This is a genomic window from Paracidovorax valerianellae, assembly GCF_900102625.1.
GTDB classification, from domain to species: domain Bacteria; phylum Pseudomonadota; class Gammaproteobacteria; order Burkholderiales; family Burkholderiaceae_C; genus Paracidovorax; species Paracidovorax valerianellae.
Map to the genome: position 1 here is coordinate 25,261 of NZ_FMZC01000007.1, position 23,102 is coordinate 48,362.

At 65.5% G+C, this 23,102-nt stretch carries 23 protein-coding genes; 19 read left to right on the forward strand and 4 right to left on the reverse strand.

Annotation, left to right across the window (positions count from 1 at the left end; all coding sequences use genetic code 11):
• Positions 1 to 4 precede the first annotated feature (4 nt).
• The 3 genes from rpsR to rpsF are packed head-to-tail and all read right to left on the reverse strand — an operon-like array spanning position 5 to position 989.
• Positions 5 to 286, reverse strand: a complete 282-nt coding sequence (gene rpsR / locus BLT03_RS12380) for a 30S ribosomal protein S18 (RefSeq protein ID WP_011794373.1) — start codon at positions 284 to 286, stop codon at positions 5 to 7.
• Positions 287 to 304: 18 nt separating this feature from the next.
• A complete protein-coding gene (gene priB, locus BLT03_RS12385; protein ID WP_092744077.1) occupies positions 305 to 595 on the reverse strand; it encodes a primosomal replication protein N in 291 nt (96 codons plus the stop codon).
• Between the two features lie 16 nt (positions 596 to 611).
• Positions 612 to 989, reverse strand: a complete 378-nt coding sequence (gene rpsF / locus BLT03_RS12390; RefSeq protein WP_092744078.1) for a 30S ribosomal protein S6 — start codon at positions 987 to 989, stop codon at positions 612 to 614.
• 217 nt (positions 990 to 1,206) lie between these two features.
• On the opposite strand from rpsF, the gene grpE reads away from it, so the two are divergent.
• From grpE to accD, 16 genes are all read left to right on the forward strand, one after another.
• A complete protein-coding gene (grpE, locus tag BLT03_RS12395; protein ID WP_092744245.1) occupies positions 1,207 to 1,767 on the forward strand; it encodes a nucleotide exchange factor GrpE in 561 nt (186 codons plus the stop codon).
• Positions 1,768 to 1,871: 104 nt separating this feature from the next.
• Entirely contained in the window at positions 1,872 to 3,827 is a 1,956-nt protein-coding gene (gene dnaK, locus BLT03_RS12400; protein ID WP_092744079.1) for a molecular chaperone DnaK, read from the forward strand.
• Between the two features lie 88 nt (positions 3,828 to 3,915).
• Entirely contained in the window at positions 3,916 to 5,061 is a 1,146-nt protein-coding gene (gene dnaJ, locus BLT03_RS12405; RefSeq protein ID WP_092744080.1) for a molecular chaperone DnaJ, read from the forward strand.
• Positions 5,062 to 5,214: 153 nt separating this feature from the next.
• On the forward strand, positions 5,215 to 6,150 hold the full coding sequence (locus tag BLT03_RS12410) for a LysR family transcriptional regulator (RefSeq protein ID WP_092744081.1): 936 nt from the start codon (positions 5,215 to 5,217) through the stop codon (positions 6,148 to 6,150).
• Positions 6,151 to 6,190: 40 nt separating this feature from the next.
• A complete protein-coding gene (leuC, locus tag BLT03_RS12415; protein ID WP_092744082.1) occupies positions 6,191 to 7,612 on the forward strand; it encodes a 3-isopropylmalate dehydratase large subunit in 1,422 nt (473 codons plus the stop codon).
• 41 nt (positions 7,613 to 7,653) lie between these two features.
• Positions 7,654 to 7,779 carry an entericidin A/B family lipoprotein gene (locus BLT03_RS12420; RefSeq protein ID WP_092744083.1) on the forward strand — a complete coding sequence of 42 codons (126 nt, stop codon included), beginning with the start codon at positions 7,654 to 7,656 and terminating at the stop codon, positions 7,777 to 7,779.
• Positions 7,776 to 8,216: a hypothetical protein gene (locus BLT03_RS12425; protein WP_245711357.1), complete on the forward strand. Its 441-nt coding sequence runs from the start codon at positions 7,776 to 7,778 to the stop codon at positions 8,214 to 8,216. Before BLT03_RS12420 ends, BLT03_RS12425 begins: the two co-directional genes overlap by 4 nt.
• 38 nt (positions 8,217 to 8,254) lie before the next feature.
• On the forward strand, positions 8,255 to 8,920 hold the full coding sequence (leuD, locus tag BLT03_RS12430; protein ID WP_092744084.1) for a 3-isopropylmalate dehydratase small subunit: 666 nt from the start codon (positions 8,255 to 8,257) through the stop codon (positions 8,918 to 8,920).
• A 91-nt stretch (positions 8,921 to 9,011) separates the two neighbouring features.
• Positions 9,012 to 10,082 carry a 3-isopropylmalate dehydrogenase gene (leuB, locus tag BLT03_RS12435; protein ID WP_092744085.1) on the forward strand — a complete coding sequence of 357 codons (1,071 nt, stop codon included), beginning with the start codon at positions 9,012 to 9,014 and terminating at the stop codon, positions 10,080 to 10,082.
• A gap of 345 nt (positions 10,083 to 10,427) precedes the next feature.
• Positions 10,428 to 11,558 (forward strand): aspartate-semialdehyde dehydrogenase, encoded by a 1,131-nt coding sequence (gene asd / locus BLT03_RS12440; protein WP_092744086.1) that lies wholly within the window; start codon positions 10,428 to 10,430, stop codon positions 11,556 to 11,558.
• A 263-nt stretch (positions 11,559 to 11,821) separates the two neighbouring features.
• Positions 11,822 to 14,554 carry a motility hub landmark protein FimV gene (locus BLT03_RS12445; protein ID WP_175537744.1) on the forward strand — a complete coding sequence of 911 codons (2,733 nt, stop codon included), beginning with the start codon at positions 11,822 to 11,824 and terminating at the stop codon, positions 14,552 to 14,554.
• 49 nt (positions 14,555 to 14,603) lie between these two features.
• A complete protein-coding gene (gene truA, locus BLT03_RS12450) occupies positions 14,604 to 15,440 on the forward strand; it encodes a tRNA pseudouridine(38-40) synthase TruA (protein WP_092744088.1) in 837 nt (278 codons plus the stop codon).
• The gene (locus tag BLT03_RS12455) at positions 15,437 to 16,189 is read left to right on the forward strand and encodes a phosphoribosylanthranilate isomerase (protein WP_092744089.1); all 753 of its coding nucleotides are present in this window, start codon (positions 15,437 to 15,439) and stop codon (positions 16,187 to 16,189) included. Before truA ends, BLT03_RS12455 begins: the two co-directional genes overlap by 4 nt.
• On the forward strand, positions 16,189 to 17,457 hold the full coding sequence (gene trpB / locus BLT03_RS12460; RefSeq protein WP_092744090.1) for a tryptophan synthase subunit beta: 1,269 nt from the start codon (positions 16,189 to 16,191) through the stop codon (positions 17,455 to 17,457). The genes BLT03_RS12455 and trpB overlap by 1 nt, the downstream gene beginning before the upstream one ends.
• Positions 17,454 to 18,275 (forward strand): tryptophan synthase subunit alpha, encoded by an 822-nt coding sequence (trpA, locus tag BLT03_RS12465; RefSeq protein ID WP_092744091.1) that lies wholly within the window; start codon positions 17,454 to 17,456, stop codon positions 18,273 to 18,275. The genes trpB and trpA overlap by 4 nt, the downstream gene beginning before the upstream one ends.
• A gap of 62 nt (positions 18,276 to 18,337) precedes the next feature.
• Positions 18,338 to 19,210 (forward strand): acetyl-CoA carboxylase, carboxyltransferase subunit beta, encoded by an 873-nt coding sequence (accD, locus tag BLT03_RS12470; protein ID WP_092744092.1) that lies wholly within the window; start codon positions 18,338 to 18,340, stop codon positions 19,208 to 19,210.
• An 88-nt stretch (positions 19,211 to 19,298) separates the two neighbouring features.
• Here the strand turns inward: accD and BLT03_RS12475 are convergent, their stop codons facing one another.
• Positions 19,299 to 19,847, reverse strand: coding sequence for a YggT family protein (locus BLT03_RS12475; RefSeq protein ID WP_092744093.1), 549 nt, complete (start codon positions 19,845 to 19,847; stop codon positions 19,299 to 19,301).
• An 84-nt stretch (positions 19,848 to 19,931) separates the two neighbouring features.
• Here BLT03_RS12475 and BLT03_RS12480 point away from each other — a divergent pair, with 84 nt between their 5' ends.
• Genes BLT03_RS12480 through BLT03_RS12490 form a run of 3 tightly spaced genes read left to right on the forward strand, consistent with a single transcriptional unit; the run spans position 19,932 to position 23,099 of the window.
• Positions 19,932 to 20,600: an LON peptidase substrate-binding domain-containing protein gene (locus BLT03_RS12480; RefSeq protein ID WP_092744094.1), complete on the forward strand. Its 669-nt coding sequence runs from the start codon at positions 19,932 to 19,934 to the stop codon at positions 20,598 to 20,600.
• Positions 20,569 to 21,771: a glycosyltransferase gene (locus BLT03_RS12485; RefSeq protein ID WP_092744095.1), complete on the forward strand. Its 1,203-nt coding sequence runs from the start codon at positions 20,569 to 20,571 to the stop codon at positions 21,769 to 21,771. The genes BLT03_RS12480 and BLT03_RS12485 overlap by 32 nt, the downstream gene beginning before the upstream one ends.
• A complete protein-coding gene (locus tag BLT03_RS12490) occupies positions 21,768 to 23,099 on the forward strand; it encodes a sugar transferase (protein WP_092744096.1) in 1,332 nt (443 codons plus the stop codon). The genes BLT03_RS12485 and BLT03_RS12490 overlap by 4 nt, the downstream gene beginning before the upstream one ends.
• Positions 23,100 to 23,102: the final 3 nt, after the last annotated feature.

Below are 23,102 nucleotides of genomic sequence, written 5' to 3' on the forward strand. Positions count from 1 at the left end.
CTCCTTAGATCTTGTGCTGGTCGCTGTAAGGCACCAGTGCCAGGAAGCGCGCGCGCTTGATGGCGGTGTTCAGCTGACGCTGGTAGATGGCGCGCGTGCCGGTCAGGCGTGCGGGGATGATCTTGCCGTTTTCAGCGATGAAATCGCGCAGGGTGTCGACATCCTTGTAGTCGATCTCTTCCACACCGGCGACGGTGAAGCGGCAAAAGCGCTTGCGCTTGAACAGCAGCGACTGGGTGTTGCGCTTCGGGCGCTTGTCTTTGTTGAATTTCTTGAACGTGGCCATTGACGGACCTCTTGAAAATTAATCTTGTTGAATATCCTGGATGTGGAACACCAGACCCTTGCCGTTGCGCGACGTTGCCAGAAACCCCCGGAATATCCAGAGACTCCCTAGCGCCTGTCTTGCCAACCGCTCGGCGAGCGCGCCGAAAGCGATGGCCTTCACAACGGCCTTGACCTCGCGCTGTGCACCGGCTTCTTGCTGCTGAGACCCGTGTTCGAGCTTCAGATCCAGCGCCGGGAGACCAGCGGGCGTGTAGCGCAGGGGCTGTGCCTCGGCGATACAGGCGGTGAGGACAACGCGGTTTTCCACTCCTCCAGACGATGGATCAGCGCTCGCCCGAAGCGGCGAACTCGGCCTGGCTGGCCTTGCGGGCTTCTTCGCGCTCGACGGTCTTCATCATTGAGGAAGGACCCGTGTCGGCCTTCTTCTTCTGAACCGTCAGGTGGCGCAGAACGGCGTCGTTGAACTTGAAGGCGTGCTCCAGTTCAGCCATCACGGTCTGGTCGGCTTCGATGTTCACGCACAGGTAGTGCGCCTTGGCCAGCTTGTTGATCAGGTACGCCAGTTGACGACGGCCCCAGTCTTCCACGCGGTGCACCTTGCCGCCGCCGGCGACGATCATGCCCTTGTAGCGCTCCAGCATGGCTGGAACTTGTTCGCTTTGATCCGGGTGGATCAACAAAATGATTTCGTAGTGACGCATGCAATCTCCTTGTGGATGAAGCCACCCGCTGCGTCTAGAAGCGGTATGGCAAGGCAAAGCCGGCGATTATAGCCTCAGGGTCGCTGGCTTGTACACTCACGCCGGCCTGACTGACGCCAGCCCGACGCATCTGCGTGCAAGCGGCGCCTTTTCGCTTGAAATCCGCCGGGTGGCACCCATGTGCCGCGCGTACCGTTCACTTTCAGAAGAAATCGACATGTCCGATCAACACAATCCAGCCACCGCCTCTCATGGGGATGCCGCCCCTGCCCCTGAAGAAGTCGAAGCCGCGATGGCGGCGCATGCCTCCGATGAACTGAGCCGCCTGCAGGGCGAACTGGCCGAACTCAAGGCCAAGAGCGCCGATCTGGCCGACCAATTCCTGCGCGCCAAGGCCGAAGCCGAAAACGCCCGCCGCCGCGCCGAGGAAGAAATCTCCAAGGCCCGCAAGTTCGGCATCGAGAGCTTCGCGGAAAGCATGCTGCCCGTGGCCGACAGCCTGGCCGCGGCCCTGGCCATCAAGGACGCGACGATCGAGCAATTGCGCGAAGGCTCGGACGCCACGCTGCGCCAGCTGACCTCCGCCCTGGAGCGCAACAAGGTGCTGGCCATCAACCCCAATGCCGGCGACAAGTTCGACCCGCACCAGCACCAGGCGATCAGCATGGTGCCCGCCGAGCAGGAGCCCAACACGGTCGTGTCCGTGCTGCAAAAGGGCTATGTGATCGCCGAGCGCGTGCTGCGCCCGGCCCTGGTGACGGTGTCCGCGCCTAAGTGAGCGACCGCCAACCGGAAGAAAAACTGCAGGCGACGGCTTGAAGCCTGCGAAGTTATCCACAAGTTATCGGCATCCAAATCTTTTTCAAAATCTCGGAGAACAACATGGGAAAAATCATTGGCATCGATCTGGGCACGACCAACAGCTGCGTGTCGATCATGGAAGGCAACACCACTCGGGTGATTGAAAACTCGGAAGGCGCGCGCACCACGCCCTCCATCGTGGCTTACCAGGAAGACGGCGAAGTGCTGGTGGGCGCCTCGGCCAAGCGCCAGGCCGTGACCAACCCGCAGAACACGCTGTACGCCATCAAGCGCCTGATCGGCCGCAAGTTCACCGAAAAGGAAGTGCAAAAGGACATCGACCTGATGCCCTACAAGATCACGGCGGCCGACAACGGCGACGCCTGGGTCGAAGTGCGCGGCAACAAGATCTCGGCCCAGCAAGTGAGCGCCGACATCCTGCGCAAGATGAAGAAGACGGCCGAGGACTACCTGGGCGAGCCGGTGACGGAAGCCGTCATCACGGTGCCTGCGTACTTCAACGACGCCCAGCGCCAGGCCACCAAGGACGCCGGCCGCATCGCGGGCCTGGACGTCAAGCGCATCATCAACGAGCCCACCGCTGCGGCCCTGGCCTTCGGCCTGGACAAACAGGAAAAGGGCGACCGCAAGATCGCCGTGTATGACCTGGGCGGCGGCACGTTCGACGTGTCCATCATCGAAATCGCCGACGTCGATGGCGAAAAGCAGTTCGAAGTGCTGTCCACCAACGGCGACACGTTCCTGGGCGGCGAAGACTTCGACCAGCGCATCATCGACTACATCATTTCCGAGTTCAAGAAGGACCAGGGCGTGGACCTGTCCCGCGACGTGCTGGCCCTGCAGCGCCTGAAGGAAGCCGCCGAAAAGGCCAAGATCGAGCTGTCCAACAGTGCGCAGACCGACATCAACCTGCCCTACATCACGGCAGACGCGTCGGGCCCGAAGCACCTGAACATCAAGCTCACGCGCGCCAAGCTCGAAGCCCTGGTGGAAGAGCTGATCGAACGCACGATCGCGCCTTGCCGCACGGCCATCAAGGACGCCGGCATCAGCGTGTCCGACATCCATGACGTGATTCTGGTCGGCGGCATGACCCGCATGCCCAAGGTGCAGGACAAGGTCAAGGAATTCTTCGGCAAGGACCCCCGCAAGGACGTGAACCCTGACGAAGCCGTGGCCGTGGGCGCCGCGATCCAGGGCCAGGTGCTGTCGGGCGACCGCAAGGACGTGCTGCTGCTGGACGTGACGCCGCTGTCGCTGGGCATCGAAACGCTGGGTGGCGTGATGACCAAGATGATCAGCAAGAACACCACGATCCCCACGAAGTTCGCACAGACCTTCTCGACCGCCGACGACAACCAGCCGGCCGTGACGATCAAGGTGTTCCAGGGCGAGCGTGAGCTGGCCAGCGCCAACAAGCTGCTGGGCGAGTTCAACCTGGAAGGCATTCCACCGGCCGGCCGCGGCGTGCCGCAGATCGAAGTGAGCTTCGACATCGACGCGAACGGCATCCTGCATGTGGGCGCCAAGGACAAGGGCACGGGCAAGGAAAACAAGATCACCATCAAGGCGAACTCGGGTCTGTCGGAAGAAGAGATCCAGAAGATGGTGAAGGACGCCGAACTGAACGCGGCCGACGACAAGAAGAAGCTGGAACTGGTCCAGGCCCGCAACCAGGGCGAAGCCGCCGTGCACAGCGTGAGCAAGAGCCTGGCCGAACATGGCGACAAGCTCGACGCCTCCGAAAAGGAGCAGATCGAGTCCGCCGTGAAGGCCCTGGAAGACGTGCTCAAGGGCGAGGACAAGGCTGCCATCGACGAGAAGACGACCGCGCTGATGGCCGCCAGCCAGAAGCTGGGCGAGAAGATGTACGCCGATGCCCAAGCCGCACAGGCGGCAGCCCAGGGTGGCGCGGAAGGTGCGGCGCCTCAGGGCGGCGCCTCGTCGTCCGCCGGCGCAGCACCGCACGACGACAACGTGGTGGACGCTGAAGTGAAGGAAGTGAAGAAAGGCTGAGCGCGCTCGCGTGCCCGACTAGCCGCCGCGCCGGGCCCTGCACAGGGGTCAGCGCGGCGTTCCTGTTCCAACCGAGCTCGGAAAGACCATGTCCAAGAGAGACTTTTACGAAGTTCTGGGCGTTCCAAAGAACGCCTCGGACGAAGAGATCAAGAAGGCCTATCGCAAGCTGGCGATGAAGCACCACCCTGACCGCAATCAGGGTGAAGCGGCCAAGCCTGCCGAAGAGCGGTTCAAGGAAGCCAAGGAGGCTTACGAGATGCTCTCCGACCCGCAAAAACGGGCGGCCTACGACCAGTACGGCCATGCGGGCGTGGACCCGAACATGCGCGGCCCCGGCGGCGCGGGCGCGGAAGGCTTCGGTGGTTTTGCCGAGGCCTTCGGCGACATCTTCGGCGACATGTTCGGCCAGGGCGGCGCGCGCGGCCGTGGTCAGGGCGGGCGTCAGGTCTATCGCGGCAGCGACCTGAGCTACGCGATGGAGGTCACCCTCGAAGAGGCGGCCAAGGGCAAGGACGCGCAGATCCGCATTCCCTCGTGGGAATCGTGCGAGACCTGCCACGGCAGCGGCGCCAAGCCCGGCACCAGCGCAAAGACCTGCACCACCTGTGCTGGCGCCGGCACGGTGCAGATGCGCCAGGGCTTCTTCAGCGTGCAGCAGACCTGCCCACACTGCCGCGGCACCGGCAAGATCATTCCCGAGCCCTGCACCACGTGCCACGGCCAGGGCAAGGTCAAGAAGCAGAAGACGCTGGAAGTGAAGATCCCTGCCGGCATCGACGACGGCATGCGCATTCGCAGCACGGGCAACGGCGAACCGGGCACCAATGGCGGCCCGCCGGGCGACCTGTACATCGAGATCCGGCTCAAGAAGCACGACATCTTCGAGCGCGATGGCGACGACCTGCATTGCCAGGTGCCGGTGAGCTTCATCACGGCCGCGCTGGGTGGCGAGATCGAAGTGCCCACGCTGCAAGGCAAGGCGGCCATCGACATTCCGGAAGGCACCCAGGCCGGCAAGCAGTTCCGGCTGCGGGGCAAGGGGATCAAGGGCGTGCGGGCCAGCTACCCCGGTGACCTGTACTGCCACATCGCGGTCGAAACGCCGGTCAAGCTGACCGAGCACCAGCGCAAGCTGCTGCGTGAACTGGAGGAGTCGCTCAAGAAGGGCGGCGCCAAGCATTCCCCCAGCGGCGAAAGCTGGACCGATCGGCTGAAGAACCTGTTCAGCTGATTGGCACAAGCCCCTTTTCTGCAAACGGCGCCTTCGGGCGCCTTTTTTTTTGCGCGGATGGGCAGCAAAGCCATCGCGCTCTGCGATGGCTGACAAGGCATCCATTGGGGGAAAATGCAGCCAATCTCTCCAACAGAGAATTCTCCAACCACGATGAAAAGCTCCGAGCGCAGTTTTGCGCGCCGAATCGACCTCACCTCGCTGCAGCTGTTCGTAGCCGTCTGCGAGCTGGGAAGCATCGGTCGTGCGGCGGAGCGGGAGTTCATTGCCGCCTCCGCCGTCAGCAAGCGCCTGTCCGATCTCGAAACCGCGGTGGATACCGCCCTGCTCTACCGGCACAGCCGCGGAGTCACGCTCACCCCTGCTGGCGAAAGCCTGCTGCACCACGCCCGCACCGTGCTGTTCGGCCTGGAGCGCATGCAGGGCGAGTTGAGCGAATACGCCGATGGCGTGCGCGGCCATGTGCGCATGCACGCCAACATCTCGGCCATCGTGCAGTTTCTGCCTGAAGACCTGGGCGCCTTCGCGCGCGCACACAGCCAGGTCAAGATCGACCTGCAAGAGCACCTGAGTCCCGACGTGCTCCAGGCAGTGCGGGAGGGGGCGGCCGACCTGGGTCTGTGCCACACCGGCACCGCCGCCGACCCCGAGGGGCTGCAAAGCCGCCCCTACCGCCGCGACCGCCTGGTGCTCGTTGTGCCCCGGGGGCATATCCTGTACCGGGAGTCTGCTATTAAATTCGAAGCATTGCTCGACTGGGACATCGTCGGCCTGCAGGCCAACAGCAGCATCAGCCTGGCCATGCAGCAAGCCGCCGCGCGGGCGGGCCGGCCGCTGCGCCAGCGCATCCAGGTCACGGGGCTCGATGCCATGTGCCGCATGATCGACAACGGCCTGGGCATTGGCCTGCTGCCGGACCGGGCCTTCGCCCTGATGCACGGCGTGGGCCAGTTGCAGTCCGTCGCACTGGACGAGCCCTGGAGCCAGCGCGAACTGCGCCTGGTGGCGCGCGACTTCGACACCCTTCCCGTCACGGCCCGGCTGCTGGTCGAACACTTGGTGGCACCCTTGCCGCCAGAGCCTTCCTAAAATCACCCACCCCACCTGAAACCCACCAAAAGAGACTGCCATGGGACGCACCCTGTACGACAAGATCTGGGACGAGCACGTCGTCCACACTGAAGAAGACGGCACTGCCATCCTCTACATCGACCGCCATCTGGTGCACGAGGTGACCAGCCCGCAGGCGTTCGAGGGCCTGCGCCAGGCCGGCCGCAAGGTCTGGCGCGTGAGCTCCATCGTGGCCACGGCCGACCACAACACGCCGACCACCGGCTGGGAACTCGGCTATGACGGCATCACCGACCCGATCAGCAAGGAGCAGATCACCACGCTGGACAAGAACATCGCCGAAGTGGGCGCCGCGGCGTTCTTTCCGTTCATGAGCAAGCGCCAGGGCATCGTCCATGTGATCGGCCCGGAGAACGGCGCCACCCTGCCGGGCATGACGGTGGTGTGCGGCGACAGCCACACCAGCACGCACGGCGCCTTCGGAGCGCTGGCCCACGGTATCGGTACCAGCGAGGTCGAACACGTGATGGCCACGCAGACCCTGCTGGCCAAGAAGGCCAAGAACATGCTGGTGCGGGTGGACGGGCAGACCGCGCCCGGCGTCACGGCCAAGGACATCGTGCTGGCCATCATCGGCAAGATCGGCACGGCCGGCGGCACGGGCTACACCATCGAATTCGCGGGCCCCGCGATTCGCGCGCTGTCGGTGGAAGGCCGCATGACCGTCTGCAACATGGCCATCGAAGCAGGCGCGCGCGCCGGCCTGGTGGCGGTGGACGACAAGACGATCGACTACGTCAAGGGCCGTCCGCTGTCGCCCACCGGCGTCGAGTGGGACCAGGCCGTCGCCTACTGGAAGACGCTGCAGTCGGACGCCGACGCGCACTTCGACACCGTGGTGACGCTGAACGCGGCGGACATCGTGCCGCAGATCACCTGGGGCACGTCGCCCGAAATGGTGCTGGGCGTGGATGCCCGCGTGCCCGATCCCGACAAGGAAAAGGACGCCAACAAGCGCGGCGCCATGGAGCGCGCGCTCACCTACATGAACCTGGAGCCGGGCAAGGCGCTGAACGACATCTTCGTGGACAAGGTGTTCATCGGTTCGTGCACCAACAGCCGCATCGAAGACATGCGCGAAGCCGCCGCCGTGGTGAAGAAGCTCGGCCAGAAAGTGGCCAAGAACATCAAGCTGGCGATGGTGGTGCCAGGCTCGGGCCTCGTGAAGGAACAGGCCGAGCGCGAGGGGCTGCACGAGATCTTCAAGGCCGCAGGCTTCGAATGGCGCGAGCCCGGCTGCTCGATGTGCCTGGCGATGAATGCCGACCGGCTGGAGCCCGGCGAGCGCTGCGCCTCCACCAGCAACCGCAACTTCGAAGGCCGCCAGGGCGCGGGCGGACGCACGCACCTGGTGTCGCCGGCCATGGCCGCTGCGGCTGCCGTGCACGGGCATTTCGTGGACGTGCGCCAGTTCACCTGAACGCCGCGCAGCGCTTTTTTCCCCATTCCAGGACATTCGCCATGAACAAGATCGCCACCCTTTTGACCCTGGCCCTGGCTTGCCTGCTGGCCGGCTGCAACACCGTCAAAGGCATGGGCCAGGACGTGCAGCGCGCCGGCGGCGCCATCGAGCGGGCGGCCAAATGACCGGGCAGGCACCCCTCGGCCACGGCCGCCGCAGCCGGGTCGCATGGCCGCTCGTGGCTGCGCTGCTGCTCGGCGGTTCCGCCGCCGCAATGGCAGCCGACCGCGCCTGCGTGATCGAAGGCAGCGTTGCCGCCGGCGGCAAAACCGTGCCGGTCAAAGACTGCATGGAGTTCACCGGCAGCATTCCGGCCGGTCAGCTCAAGGCAAGCTGCGACGGCTTGGCGCAGGCCTCGGCCCAGATGGGAGGCAAGGCCGGCAAAGTCACCCTGGTGGCGCAATGCCCCCGGCCGGCCAGCGGTGCCTGCAAAGGGCTGATGGGTCAGCCTCTGGACGCCTACTACTACGACCTGTCGCCCGAAGCGGCGAAGGAAAAGCGCAAGGCCTGCGAAACCTCCTCCGCCGCCATCAAGGGCGGCACCTGGAGCAACGGCCAGTAAAGGCCGCCGTCTCCTGCCCTTTTTTCCGGACACACACCATGCAGAAATTCACCCTCCACCAAGGTCTCGTGGCTCCCATGGACCGCGAGAACGTCGACACCGACGCCATCATTCCCAAGCAGTTCCTGAAGTCGATCAAGAAGACCGGCTTCGGCGTGAACCTGTTCGACGAATGGCGCTACCTGGACCACGGCGAACCGGGCCAGGACCCAGCCAGCCGCAAGCCCAACCCGGACTTCGTGCTCAACCAGCCGCGCTACGCCGGTGCCTCCATCCTGCTGGCACGCAAGAATTTCGGCTGCGGATCGAGCCGCGAACACGCACCGTGGGCGCTGGACCAATATGGCTTTCGCGCGGTGATCGCGCCGAGCTTCGCGGACATCTTCTTCAACAACTGCTTCAAGAATGGCCTGCTGCCGATCGTGCTGCCCGAAGCCACCGTGGCGAAGCTGTTCGATGAAGTGCAAGCCTTCCCCGGCTACCAGCTCACCATCGACCTGGATCGCCAGGTGATCGTGCGCAAGAACCGCGACGAGGCCGTGGGCGAAGAGATTCCGTTCGAGGTGAACGCCTTCCGCAAATACTGCCTGCTGAACGGCTTCGACGACATCGGCCTGACCCTGCGCCAGTCCGACAAGATCAAGGCGTTCGAGGCCCAGCGCCTGGCCACCAAGCCCTGGCTGGCCCACACCATGGCGGGCTGACCTGTCCGGCAGCAGCCCAACATCAAGTATCCAATCGGTCCCCAGCGCAATAAGCACTAGGGCAGGTAGCTATAGAAAGAGAAGCAAAGACATGAAAATCGCAGTTCTGCCGGGCGACGGCATCGGCACGGAAATCGTGGCAGAGGCCGTCAAGGTGCTGGACGTGCTGGGCCTTCCGTTCGAGATGGAGTCCGCCCTGGTCGGCGGCGCCGCGTACGAGGCCCACGGCCACCCGCTGCCCGAAGCCACGCTGAAGCTGGCGCAGCAGGCCGACGCCGTGCTGTTCGGCGCCGTGGGCGACTGGAAGTACGACAAGCTCGACCGGCCCCTGCGCCCCGAGCAGGCCATCCTGGGCCTGCGCAAGAACATGGGCCTGTTCGCTAACTTCCGCCCCGCCATCTGCTACGAGCAACTGGTGGGCGCTTCGAGCCTCAAGCCCGAGCTGATTTCGGGCCTGGACATCCTCATCATCCGCGAGCTGACGGGTGACATCTATTTCGGCCAGCCACGCGGCCGCCGCGTGGCCACCGACGGGCACTTTCCCGGGGCCGAGGAAGCGTTCGACACCATGCGCTACTCCAAGCCCGAGATCGAGCGCATCGCCCACGTCGCCTTCCAGGCCGCACGCAAGCGCAGCAAGAAGGTCACTAGCGTGGACAAGGCCAACGTGCTGGAAACCTTCCAGTTCTGGAAAGACGTGGTCACCGAAGTGGGCCAGCAGTACCCTGACGTGGAACTGCAGCACATGTACGTGGACAACGCGGCCATGCAACTGGTGAAGGCGCCCAAGGCGTTCGACGTGGTGGTCACCGGCAACATGTTCGGCGACATTTTGTCGGACGAAGCATCGATGCTCACCGGCTCCATCGGCATGCTGCCCTCGGCCAGCCTCAACAGCAAGAACCAGGGCCTGTACGAGCCAAGCCACGGCAGCGCCCCCGACATCGCCGGCAAGGGTGTGGCCAATCCGCTGGCCACCATCCTGAGCGCCGCGATGATGCTGCGCTTCAGCCTGAACCAGGAAGCCGCCGCCCAGCGCATCGAAGCGGCCGTGCAGAAGGTGCTGGCCGAAGGTCTGCGTACGCCGGACATCTGGAGCGAAGGCACCACGAAGGTGGGCACGGCGCAAATGGGCGACGCGGTGGTGAAGGCGCTGGGCTGATCACAGCACGGCTGCTGGCAACGGGTTACTGCATCGCCGCGTTGCCTTGCAGCCGGAAAAAAAGGGGGCGGGGTTAGCCACCCGCCTCCTTCCTGACCTTTCAAAAAACGCACCGCGGACAAAAGGCCATCCGCTACAATCCGCGCCTATGTTTGCCGCCCGCCCGTTCGCCCTGAACACCGCACCTGCCGCCCTGGCCGGTGGGGCCGAGCGCGCAACCACCACCAAAACCACGACCATTAAGGGCTGACCCAGCCTGGTTCGTCGTGCGCCCTTCCTGGCCAGACGAGCCAGGCGAAAAGTCCCGGTTGGGTACTGTTTCTTAAACTGAATAGGGGCGTTGAAATGAGCAAGTTGGTAGGTTTGGTCGGCTGGCGCGGCATGGTCGGCTCCGTATTGATGGACCGCATGCAGGCCGAAGGCGATTTCGGTCTCATCGAGCCCGTTTTCTTCTCGACGTCGAACGCAGGCGGCAAGGCCCCCGCGCAGGCGAAGAACGAGACCACGCTCCAGGACGCCTTCGACATCAACGCCCTCAAGCGCTGCGACATCATCCTGACCGCCCAGGGCGGCGACTACACGACCGAAGTGTTCCCCAAGCTGCGCGATGCGGGCTGGAACGGCCACTGGATCGATGCCGCCTCCACCCTGCGCATGAAGGAAGACGCGGTCATTGTGCTGGACCCAGTCAACCTGCCCGTCATCCAGGATGCCCTGGCCAACGGCGGCAAGAACTGGATCGGCGGCAATTGCACCGTGAGCTGCATGCTGATGGGCGTGGGCGCGCTCTACAAGGCCGGCCTCGTCGAATGGATGAGCACGCAGACCTATCAGGCAGCCAGCGGCGGCGGCGCCCAGCACATGCGTGAATTGCTCACCCAGTACGGCACGCTGAACGCGGAAGTGCGCTCCCTGCTGGACGACCCCAAGAGCGCCATCCTCGAAATCGACCGCAAGGTGATCGCCAAGCAGCGCAGCCTCTCCGATTCGGAAACCGCCAATTTCGGCGTGCCGCTGGGCGGCAGCCTGATCCCCTGGATCGACAAGGATCTGGGCAACGGCATGTCCAAGGAAGAGTGGAAGGGCATGGCCGAGACGAACAAGATCATGGGCCAGGGCGAAGGCTTCGGCACTCCGGCAGTGCCCGTGGACGGTTTCTGCGTGCGGGTTGGCGCCATGCGCTGCCACAGCCAGGCGCTGACCTTCAAGCTGAAGAAGCACGTCCCCGTGGCCGACCTCGAAGCCATGATCGCCGCTGACAACGAGTGGGTGAAGGTCGTGCCCAACACGCGCGAGGCCACGCTGAAGGACCTGACCCCGGTGGCGGTCACCGGCACCATGACGATTCCCGTGGGCCGCATCCGCCAGATGGCGATGGGACCGGAATACATCGGCGCGTTCACGATCGGCGACCAACTGCTCTGGGGCGCCGCCGAGCCGCTGCGCCGCATGCTGCGCATTCTGCTGGCCGAATGACGCGGCGGGCGCTGACACCGCACTGGGGTCAGCGCCTGTATGCACCAACGTTTTGTTACGGCTCGTTGTCCTTTGACAACATTGCTGCAGTGCACATTGCTCTTCTGGAAGGCGCCCAAAGGTTGCGCCTTGGCTCAGCTTGTCAGTGCAAAACATTGATGCTATTGTGCTTTTTACATATTTTCACGCTTAGGTGCGGAACCAAACGCCCCTAAATCTGGCGTCCTGACGGACCGCACAATCCTCTTTTGTTGATGGCACACATGCATCGTTGGAAACTCTCAATCCTGGCCGCCGCGGCCGTCATGTCGGCCGGCCTGTATGCCACCGATGCGAATGCTCTCGCCCTGGGCCGCCTCACTGTGCAGTCCGCCCTCGGCGAGCCACTGCGCGCCGAGATCGAGTTGCCCCAGATCACGGCCGCCGAAGCGGATTCGCTCCGAGCGGCGCCAGCCTCGCCGCAGGTGTTCCGCGCGCAGGGGATGGAAGTGTCACCAGCGCTCAACACCCTTCGCGTGCAGTTGCAACGCCGCAGCGACGGTTCGATGGTGCTGCAGCTCACCAGCGATCGCCCCGTCAACGACCCGTTCGTCGATCTGGTGCTCGATGCCACGTGGAGCTCCGGCCAGATCGTGCGCAGCTACACCATGCTGTTCGATCCGCCAGCGCTGCGCCGTCCACCGGCCACGGTGACAGCCTCGCCTCAGGTGACGGCGCCAGCACCTATCGCAGCAGCACCGGCCACGCGCACGCCACGAAACACTGAATCCGCCACGTCCCAGGCGGCTTCTCCGGCCGCTTCACCGCGCCCAGCCGCCGCACCGCGCCCGGCTCCGGCTCCGGCACCCGCCGCTGCTCCTGCAGCCACTGGCGGCACGGTCACCGTGCAGGCCGGCGATACGGCAGGCCGTCTGGCCGCCGCCAATCGCCCCGCTGGCGTATCGCTTGACCAGATGCTGGTGGCGATGATGCGCTCCAACCCAGATGCCTTCATCCGTGGCAACGTGAACCGGCTCAAATCGGGCGCCGTACTGCAACTGCCCGATGAAACCCAGGCACGCGCCACTCCGCCGGGCGAGGCACGCCAGATCATTGCCGCGCAAAGCCGCGACTTCAACGATTTCCGCCGCCGCCTCGCAGGCGCAGCGCCCTCGGCCGAAGTGGCTGCGGCAGAACGCTCCGCCAGCGGCAAGGTCCAGGCCCAGGTCGAAGACAAGAAACCGGCCACCGCCGCTCCGGACAAGCTCACCCTGTCCAAGGGTGCAATGCAAGGACAGAAGGCCGCCGAAGACCAAGTGGCCAAGGACAAACAGGCCAGCGCCGCTTCGGCCCGCATGGCCGAGCTGTCGAAGAACATTTCCGACCTCAACAAGCTCGGCACGGCCTCCGCCCCGGTCGCTGCAGGCGCTGGCGCGCCAGCCGCTGCGGCCAGCGCTGCCACCGGTGCAACCGTTGCCACGGGCGCTGTCGTGCCGACCGCCGCAGCCCCTGCCCCCGCCCCTGCCCCGCAAGCTGCAGCCAGTGCCGCGAGCGCTCCTGCTGCTCCCGCGACCCCTGTGGCCGCAGCTCCAGCCAGCGACGCCACCAGCGCAGCCTCGGAATCGGCTGCCGCTGCATCGGCTCCCGTTGTCGCTGCCGCGCCCCAGCCTGCGCCGGCCGCTGTGCCGGCACCAGCGCCTGCGCCAGAAGAGCCCGGTTTTCTCTCCAGCCTGTTCGACGATCCGATCCTGCCGTTGGCAGGCGGGGCTCTGCTGGCCCTGCTGCTGGGCTATGGGGCCTATCGCACGGTGCAGAACCGCCGCAACAACCAGGGGGTGGACAGCTCCTTCATGGAGAGCAAGCTGCAGCCGGACTCGTTCTTCGGAGCGAGCGGTGGCCAGCGTGTGGACACGGCCAGCAGCCAGCTGAGCACGGGCTCGTCGATGGCGTATTCGCCCAGCCAGCTCGACGCGGGCGGCGACGTCGATCCCGTGGCGGAAGCCGATGTGTACCTGGCCTACGGCCGTGACCTGCAGGCCGAGGAAATCCTCAAGGAAGCGGTGCGCCACAACCCCGACCGCACGTCGGTGCACGTGAAGCTGGGCGAGATCTATGCCAAGCGCCAGGACCGCAAGGCCCTGGAAGCCGTGGCGCAGGATGTCTTCAAGCTGACCGACGGCCAAGGCCCCGACTGGGCCCGCGTTGCCGAACTGGGCCGTGAACTCGACCCGGAAAATCCGCTGTACCAACCCGGTGGCCGCCCCGGCCTTGCAGGCCTGGACGACGACGGCCCCAACGCCGGCAATGACTTTGCCAGCACCTTCACGGGCGGTCGCCCGCAGGCTGCCAGCGCGACCAGCGCTGCGTTGCCCCCCGACATGGACCTGGACCTGGATCTCGACCTGCCCGGCGATGCACTGACCGAAGCGCCCCCCGCGCCACCGGCAGCCCCCGGCGCCTTCGCCGCTGCGGCGGCCGCTGCCGGGGCAGCTGCAGGGGTCATGGCGGCTGCGCCAGCGATGGCGCGCGAGCCAGCTCCTGTCCCAGATTACTCCGAGCCTCCAGCGCTGGACATGGGCGCTCTGGAGTTGCCCGATCCCTCGTGGGACAAGCCTGTGACGACAGCGGCAGCCCCCCTGTCGCCCACGCCGGCCAGCGCTGATCTGGAATTCCCTGACGACCTGCGCCTGATGGATTCGGCACCCGCCCCGCTGTCGTCGCCACCCGATGCAGCCGCTTCGGGCCCGGCGCCTCTGGAATTCGACCTGGGTGCACTGTCGCTGGACCTGGACAGCCCCGGCGCATCGGGCCAGGCCGCCAATGCTGCCGCGCAGGAACTGCCCCAGGCCACGCCGGCGCTGCCCGACGATCCCCTGGCCACCAAGCTGGCCCTGGCGGAAGAATTCAACGCCATCGGCGACAGCGAAGGTGCCCGCACGCTGATCGAAGAGGTGATTGCCGAGTCCTCCGGCGCGCTCAAGACACGGGCGCAGCGCCTGCTGTCCGAACTGGGCTGATGCAGGGCGCCAGAGCCGCCACAAGCCCAGCACCGACGGGACGCCATCCATGAGGATGGCGCTCGGCGTCAGCTACAACGGGCAGGGATACCAGGGCTGGCAAAGCCAGTCTTCCGGCAGAACCATCCAGGACCACCTGGAAGCGGCCCTTGGCCGCTTCGCCACGCACCCGGTGTCCACCATCTGCGCCGGACGCACCGATGCGGGGGTGCATGGGCTGATGCAGGTGGTCCATTTCGATACGCCGCTCGATCGCACCCCTTTCTCGTGGGTGCGCGGCCCCAACACCTTTTTGCCTGCCGACATTGCCGTGCAATGGGCGCATCCAGTGCCGGACGCCTTCCATGCGCGCGGCAGCGCCACGGCGCGCCGCTATGCCTATGTACTGCTGCAATCGCCCGTGCGCCCCAGCGTGGACAGCGCGCGGGTGGGCTGGGTCTTTCACCCGCTGGACGGGCAAGCCATGCGCGAGGCGGCCCAGTACCTTCTCGGCGAGCACGACTTCACGTCGTTTCGGGCGTCAGCCTGCCAGGCAAAATCTCCGGTTAAAACACTGCGGAGCATCACGATCACCCGGCGCGGACCGGAAGGCGTTGCCGCCGTGCCAGCCAATGCGCCTCCGCACGACTGGCAGCCCTGCTATTGGCGCTTCGAGTTCGAGGGCAACGCGTTCCTGCACCACATGATCCGCAACATCATGGGCTGCCTGATCGCGATCGGCCAAGGCGCGCAGCCGACTGGCTGGATGCAGCAGGTGCTGCAGGCCCGCTCACGCGACGCGGCAGCACCGACGTTTTCGCCCGACGGGCTGTACTTTCTGGGGCCGGTCTACGACGCCGCGTGGGGGCTGCCCGCCCGCACCGCTGCGTATGATTGGCTTCCATGAGCAGCCCCAGCCCTCAGCCTTTCGCCCCTCCGACGCCCTCCACCCAGCCGCGCCGCACCCGCGTCAAGATTTGCGGCCTCACCCGCGAGCAGGATGTCGATGCCGCCGTCGAAGCCGGTGCCGACGCGGTGGGGTTCGTGCTCTACGCGCCGAGCCCGCGCGGCATTACGCCGCAGCGCGCTGCGGTGCTGGCCCGCAGGTTGCCGCCGTTCGTGACGCCGGTGCTCCTGTTCGTGAATGCACCCGCTGCAGAAGTGATAGCAGCCTGCGCAGAGATTCCGGCGGCAACCGTTCAATTTCATGGAGATGAGTCTCCGCAGGCCTGCTGGGCCGCGACTGCGGACGGCACCCGCCCCTTTCTGCGGGCGGCGCGCATTCCCCTCGGCGACGGTGCGGACCGGTTCGACCTCGTACAATTCGCCGAAACCCACTCCCGCGCCCAAGCCATCCTTCTCGATGCCCATGTCGAAGGTTATGGTGGCGGCGGCAAGGCATTCAATTGGTCACTTCTTCCTCCAAGCGTCGGCTCTCACCTCGTTTTGTCTGGTGGACTCACGCCTGCAAACGTGACCGATGGCATCTTGCAGGTGCGGCCGCGCGGCCTTTCGCTCGCGGTTGACGTCAGTTCCGGCGTAGAAGCCGATGGCCCCGACGGCAAACCGCTTCGGGGCATCAAGGACGCCGGCAAGATCCAACGCTTCATCGCCGCCGTGCAGGCGGCCGATGCGCAATTTGCAAAGAATCATTGATGCTTTCCTATCAGCAACCCGACGCCGCTGGCCATTTCGGCCCCTATGGCGGCAGTTTCGCGAGCGAAACGCTCACCCATGCCCTGACCGAACTGCGCGAGGCTTATGCCCGCTATCAGAACGACCCGGAATTCCTGGCTGAATTCCACTCGGAACTGAAGCATTTCGTGGGCCGCCCCTCCCCCGTCTACCACGCGGCGCGCATGAGCCGCGAGATGGGCGGCGCGCAGATCTACCTCAAGCGCGAAGACCTCAACCACACCGGCGCCCACAAGATCAACAACGTGATCGGCCAGGCAATGCTCGCCCGGCGCATGGGCAAGCCACGCATCATCGCGGAGACGGGCGCAGGCCAGCACGGCGTGGCGACGGCCACCATCTGCGCGCGCTACGGGCTGGAATGCGTGGTGTACATGGGTTCGGAAGACATCAAGCGCCAAAGCCCCAACGTCTACCGCATGAAGCTGCTGGGCGCGACGGTGGTGGCGGTCGAGTCGGGCAGCAAGACCTTGAAGGATGCGCTCAACGAGGCCATGCGCGACTGGGTGGCCCATGTGGACGACACCTTCTACATCATCGGTACCGTGGCGGGGCCTCACCCCTACCCGATGATGGTGCGCGACTTCCAGAGCGTGATCGGCACCGAATGCCTGACGCAGATGCCCGAACTGCTGGCCGAGCGCAACACGGAGGCCCGCCAGCCGGATGCCGTGGTCGCCTGCGTGGGCGGCGGCAGCAATGCCATGGGCATCTTCCATCCCTACATCCCTTACGAGAAAACCCGCCTCATCGGCGTGGAGGCCGCCGGTGAAGGGCTGGACAGCGGCAAGCATTCCGCATCGCTGCAACGCGGCAGCTCCGGCGTGCTGCACGGCAACCGCACGTTCATCCTGCAGGACGAGAACGGCCAGATCACCGAGACGCACAGCATCAGCGCAGGGCTGGATTACCCGGGCGTTGGTCCGGAACACGCCTGGCTGCAGGAAATCGGCCGTGCCGAATACGTCGGCGTCACCGATGCCGAGGCACTCGCGGCCTTCCATTACCTGTGCCGCACGGAAGGCATCATTCCGGCGCTCGAATCGAGCCATGCGGTGGCCTACGCCATGCAGCTCGCCAAAACCATGCCGGCGGACCAGTCCATCCTCGTGAACCTTTCAGGCCGGGGCGACAAGGACATCGGCACGGTGGCCGACCTCTCAGGGGCCGATGTGTACGACCGGCCGTCCATGCGCGGCCATGGCGTCAAGGGAGGGCCCGCAGCATGAGCTCGCCGCGCAACCGCATTGCCCAAACCTTCGCCGAGCTGCAGTCGAAGGGGCGCAAGGCGCTCATTCCTTACGTGACCGCCGGCTTCCCGTTTGCGGACATCACGCCGGCGCTCATGCACGGCATGGTCGAAGCCGGGGCCGACGTGATCGAGCTGGGCGTTCCTTTTTCCGATCCGATGGCCGACGGCCCGGTGATTCAGAAGGCCGGCGAAAAAGCGCTGTCGCTGGGCGTGGGCATGGTCCAGGTGCTGGGCCACGTTCGTGACTTCCGCCAGCGCAACGACAAGACGCCCGTCGTGCTGATGGGCTACGCCAACCCGGTGGAACGCTATGACCAAGTCCACGGTGCAGGCGCCTTCGTGCGCGATGCCGCCGAGGCCGGCGTGGACGGTGTGCTCATCGTCGACTACCCGCCCGAGGAGTGCGAAGCGTTCGCGGCCAGCCTGCGCGAAAAGGGCATGGACCTGATCTTTCTGCTGGCACCGACGAGCACCGAAGAGCGCATGCAGCAGGTGGCGCGGGTGGCGAGCGGCTACGTGTATTACGTGTCGCTCAAGGGCGTGACCGGATCGGGTGCGCTCGACACCGCAGCCGTCGAAACCATGCTGCCGGTGATCCGCCGCCATGTGCACATTCCCGTGGGCGTGGGCTTCGGCATCCGCGACGCGGCCACGGCCCAGGCCATCGGCCGCGTGGCCGATGCCGTGGTCATCGGCAGCCGCATCATCCAGTTGCTGGAAGACCAGCCGCACGAGAAGGTGGTGCCCGTCACCATCGACTTCCTGCGGGGAGTGCGCAAGGCACTGGACGCATAATTGCAGCCCCGCGCGCCGGTCCGTGGCGCGCGGCTGAGACTTCAAGCGAAGAGGAAACCGATATGTCCTGGCTCGAAAAACTTCTGCCCTCCAAAATCCAGCAGACCGATCCCACCGAGCGCCGCCAGGTGCCGGAAGGCCTGTGGATCAAGTGCCCGAGCTGCGAGACGGTGCTCTACAAGACCGACCTGGAGCAAAACCAGAATGTCTGCCCGCACTGCAGCCACCACCACCGCATCAACGCCCGGCCGCGCCTGAACGCGTTCCTCGACGCCGAAGGCCGCTACGAAATCGGCCAGGAAGTGCTGCCGGTGGACGCGCTGAAGTTCAAGGACAGCCGCAAATACCCCGACCGCCTGAAGGAGGCGCTGGAAAACACCGGCGAGACCGATGCGCTCATCGTCATGGGCGGTTCGGTGCGCAGCATCAACGTCGTTGTGGCCTGCTTCGAATTCGATTTCATGGGCGGCAGCATGGGCAGCGTGGTCGGCGAGCGCTTCGTGCGCGGCGTGGAGACGGCCATCGAGCAGAAGGTGCCGTTCATCTGCTTCACCGCGACGGGCGGTGCGCGCATGCAGGAAGGCCTTTTGTCCCTGATGCAGATGGCCAAGACCAATGCCGCCCTCACCCGGCTGGCCAAGAAGGGCCTGCCCTACATCAGCGTGCTGACCGACCCGACCATGGGCGGCGTTTCGGCCGGCTTCGCCTTCGTGGGCGACATCGTGATCGCCGAGCCCAAGGCGCTGATCGGCTTTGCCGGCCCCCGCGTGATCGAATCGACCGTGCGCGTCACGCTGCCAGAAGGCTTTCAGCGCGCCGAATTCCTGCAGACCAAGGGTGCCGTCGACTTCATCTGCGACCGCCGCGAACTGCGCGGCACGGTGGCCAAGAGCCTGGCGATGCTGCAGCGCCTGCCAGCGGATTCAGTGGCCTGAGCGCCCAGCCTCTCTATTGCTATAAAAATAATAGCTGCCAGCGCTTACTGGATAAGCGCTGGCAGCTATTTTTATTCAAGGCGTGTGTTTATCGCAGCACGGCCCCTTGCAGGTTGCCCAGCACGATCAGGCACACCTGCAGCGCCACCAACGCCACCAGGGGCGACAGATCCACGCCACCCAGCAGCGGCACCACCCGGCGCAACGGCCGCAGCAAGGGCTCGCACAGCCGCGTGATCACATCAGCCAGGGGCGACCGCGTCTGCACCCACGAGAGCACGGCATAGACGATCAAGAGCCCCATCAGCCCCGAGATCGCCACCCGCACGAGCCCGAAGATCGCCAGCCAGGGCACCAGCGCCAGACCCAGTCCTGCGCCCAGCAGCAACCACATCAAGAGGTACTGCAGCAGTTGGATCAACAGGGCCGCCAGCATGCTGGACCAGTCCCAGCGCCCGGTGGCGGGCACGATCTTTCTCAAAGGCATCACCAGCCAATCGCTGAGCGCGAACACCAGCCGGCCGATGGGGTTGCCGAAAGGCACACGCTGCAGTTGCATATAGAGCCGCAGCAGGCAGGCCCCGGTCAGCAGGCCGCCCACCACGTCCAGCAGAAAAGAAGCGATCTGGTAAAGCATGAAACCTCGTGATGTAGTGAACCCATGGCGCGATGTTGCGTAAGCGTTCTGCCGTGGGATGATAGCGGGCCACCAAGCCTGCCCATGACCTTCGTGCCCCCACCCTCCGAGCCGTCATTGCCACCGCTCACGCTGACATCCCTGCCGCTGTTCCCGCTGGGAACCGTGCTGTTTCCGGGCGGCGTTCTCTCCCTTCGCGTCTTCGAGGTCCGCTACCTGGACATGGTGCGCAAGTGCCAGCAGGCAGGCGCGCCGTTCGGGGTCGTCGCCCTGACCAGTGGACAGGAAGTGCGGCAGGCAGGGGCGGCGCCGGAACAGTTTCACGATGCTGGAACGCTGGCGCACATTTCCGAGATCGACACCTCGCATCCGGGCCTCATCGTCCTGCGCGCCGAAGGGTCGGCGCGCTTTCGCATCCTTCGCCGCCATCTGCTGCCGCATGGGCTGTGGATCGCCGACATCGAGCAAATGCCTTCGGATGTGCCGGTTTCCGTGCCGGACGACTTGCGCAACACGGCCACGGCGCTGGAGCAGGTGCTGGCACGCCTGCGCGACCGCAGCCCGGAAGACGCAGCACTCCTCGTCACCCCCACCGCCTCGCAGTTGGACGACTGCGGCTGGGTCGCCAACCGCTGGTGCGAACTGCTGCCAGTGCCGCTGGACCTGAAGCAGCAGTTGATGCAACTCGACAGCCCCTTGCTGCGCCTGGAACTGGTGGGCGATGTGCTGGAACGCACGGGCATCGCACCGTGACGACGGCCGGGACCGCCGCGGCACCGTGCGGCCCCGTGGCGCCGTGAAGGTCCTGCAAGTCATCACCAAGGGCGAAATCGGCGGCGCGCAAAGCCACGTGCTCACCCTCTGCCGCGAACTCGCCCGCCGCGATGTGAACATCCATGCCGCCATCGGCGGAACGGAAGAACGGCCCCCGCTTTCGGAAGCTCTGTGCGCCTTGGGCTTGCCGGTGCATCGCATCCCGGCGCTGGGCAATTCCTGGAACCCCCTTCAGATGGCGCGTGCCCTGCGCACGCTGGTGGCTCTGGTGCGCCAGCAGCGGCCGGATTTGCTGCATGCCCACAGCGCGATGGCCGGCGTGGTCGCGCGCCTGGCGGGCCTGCTGACCGGCACGCCTGTGATCTACACCGTCCATGGCTTCGCCTTCAAGGCCGGTGCGCCCTGGAAACGCCGTGCTGCCGCGTTTGCCGTGGAGTGGATGCTCGCGCCCCTGACCCGCTGCATGGTCTGCGTGTCAGCGTACGAACGCCAACTCGCCCGAAGGCTGCCCTTGCCACCTGCCCGGGTGACTGTCATTCACAACGGCGTCGAAGACGTGCCGAACCAAGGCCAAGGCCGAACCTCGGCGGCCGAGACACTGCCAGCGATTGCAATGATCGCCCGCATGGCGCCCCCCAAGCGACCTGACCTGCTGCTACAAGCCCTGGCCCAGCTCAGCGCAACCCTGGGGCATGAAATCCCGGCGACGTTTTTCGGTGATGGCCCCGACCTCCCGGCGCACCGCGATCTGGCCGGTCGCCTGGGTCTTCACGCCGCCACCTTCCAGGGCGATGTGGATGACATTCCCGTCCAGCTCGCGCACCATGCGATCTTCGTGCTGATGTCCGATCACGAAGGCTTGCCGATCTCCCTCATCGAGGCGATGCGAGCGGGCTTGGCCATCGTGGCCAGCGATCTGCCGGGCATCCGCGAACTACTGCCGGATGCGGAGCATGCTCTTCTCGTCGCGCAGGACGCTGCGGCCCTGTCAACGGCGCTGCGGCAACTGATAGAGTCACCGGCGCTGCGTGCCCGCATGGGCGCTGCAGCACGGCAACGCTACGAGCAGCACTTCACGGCAGAACGCATGGGCACGGCCGTGCAGGCCGTCTACGCCACGGCGATCTCACGCACCCCGACGACTCCATGAACAGCATTCCGCGCCGTGAACTCGGCTCTTCCACGGCGCACCGCCAGGGTGCCGTCCTGCGCTGGGCGCTGGGTGGCGTTCTGGTGCTGGTGGTGAGCTATCTGGCAGGGCTGGCGCTGGAGCACCACGGCTGGGTGACCTACCAGTTTCCGCAAACGGTGCTGTGGTGCATCTTTCCGTATGCCATGGCCGCGCATTGGCTCTACAACGGGGCCTATCTGCCGCAATTCGAGGGGCGCCGCTTTCTCTTCGTGGCAACGGCCGCGCCGTATCTTGCCGCTCCCCTGGGCTTTGCATTGCTGCAGCAGCCTTACTCGCGTGGCGCGGTGCTGCTGGTCTATGTGCTGTCCTCGGCATGGTTCCTGGTGGGACACTGGCGCGACCGCGGGCAACAGGTGTTGTCACTGGCCTATCTCGACGACACCGTGCCCCAACGCCTGAAGGAGTTGCTCGGAGATGCCGCGCAGGCCAGTCAACAGCACATCGCCCTCTTGCCCTGGACACCTCACATCGAAAACGATGCGGAGGCGAATGCGGACGAATCCCGCGCCGCACCATCATGGGCCGGTGTCGTGCTGGACCGCCATGCCCCATCCAGCGCCGTGCGCGAGCGCTGGATCAGCACGCTGCGCCTGCAGCACGTGAGGCTCTACAGCGTCGAGGCAGTCGCCGAACTGCTGAGCGGCCGGAAAATCCTGCCCAACCACCAGACGCAAGACCTCTGGACCCTGGACGGCAACCCGGCCTACGACACCGTCAAGCGCCTGGCCGACCTGATCCTTACGCTGGCCGGACTGCCTCTCTGGCTTCCGCTGTGCCTGGCGGCAGGTCTGGCGGTGAAGCTGGATTCACCGGGGCCGATGCTGTTTTCACAGGTCCGCGTCGGGCGCAACGGCCGTGAATTCCGGATATGGAAACTGCGCAGCATGCGCCATGCCGATGACGAACGCACCGCACGCTTTGCCCAGCCCAACGACGACCGGGTGACGTCCGTGGGTCGCTTCATCCGCCGCACGCGTCTGGATGAACTGCCGCAACTGTGGAATGTGCTGAAGGGCGACATGAGCCTGATCGGCCCCAGACCGGAGCAAGCGCAGTTCGTGCGCCTGTTCGCGGACCGGATTCCTGCGTATCCCTACCGCCACCTCGTGCGGCCGGGCCTGACGGGCTGGGCGCAGGTGCAGCAGGGCTATGCCGACAGCGAAGAGCAGACCGCCATCAAGCTCAGCTACGACCTGTACTACGTGGCGCACTACTCGGTGGCGCTGGATTTGCTCATTGCGTACAAGACGCTTCGCATTGTTGCTGGCGGCTTTGGATCCCGTTAGATA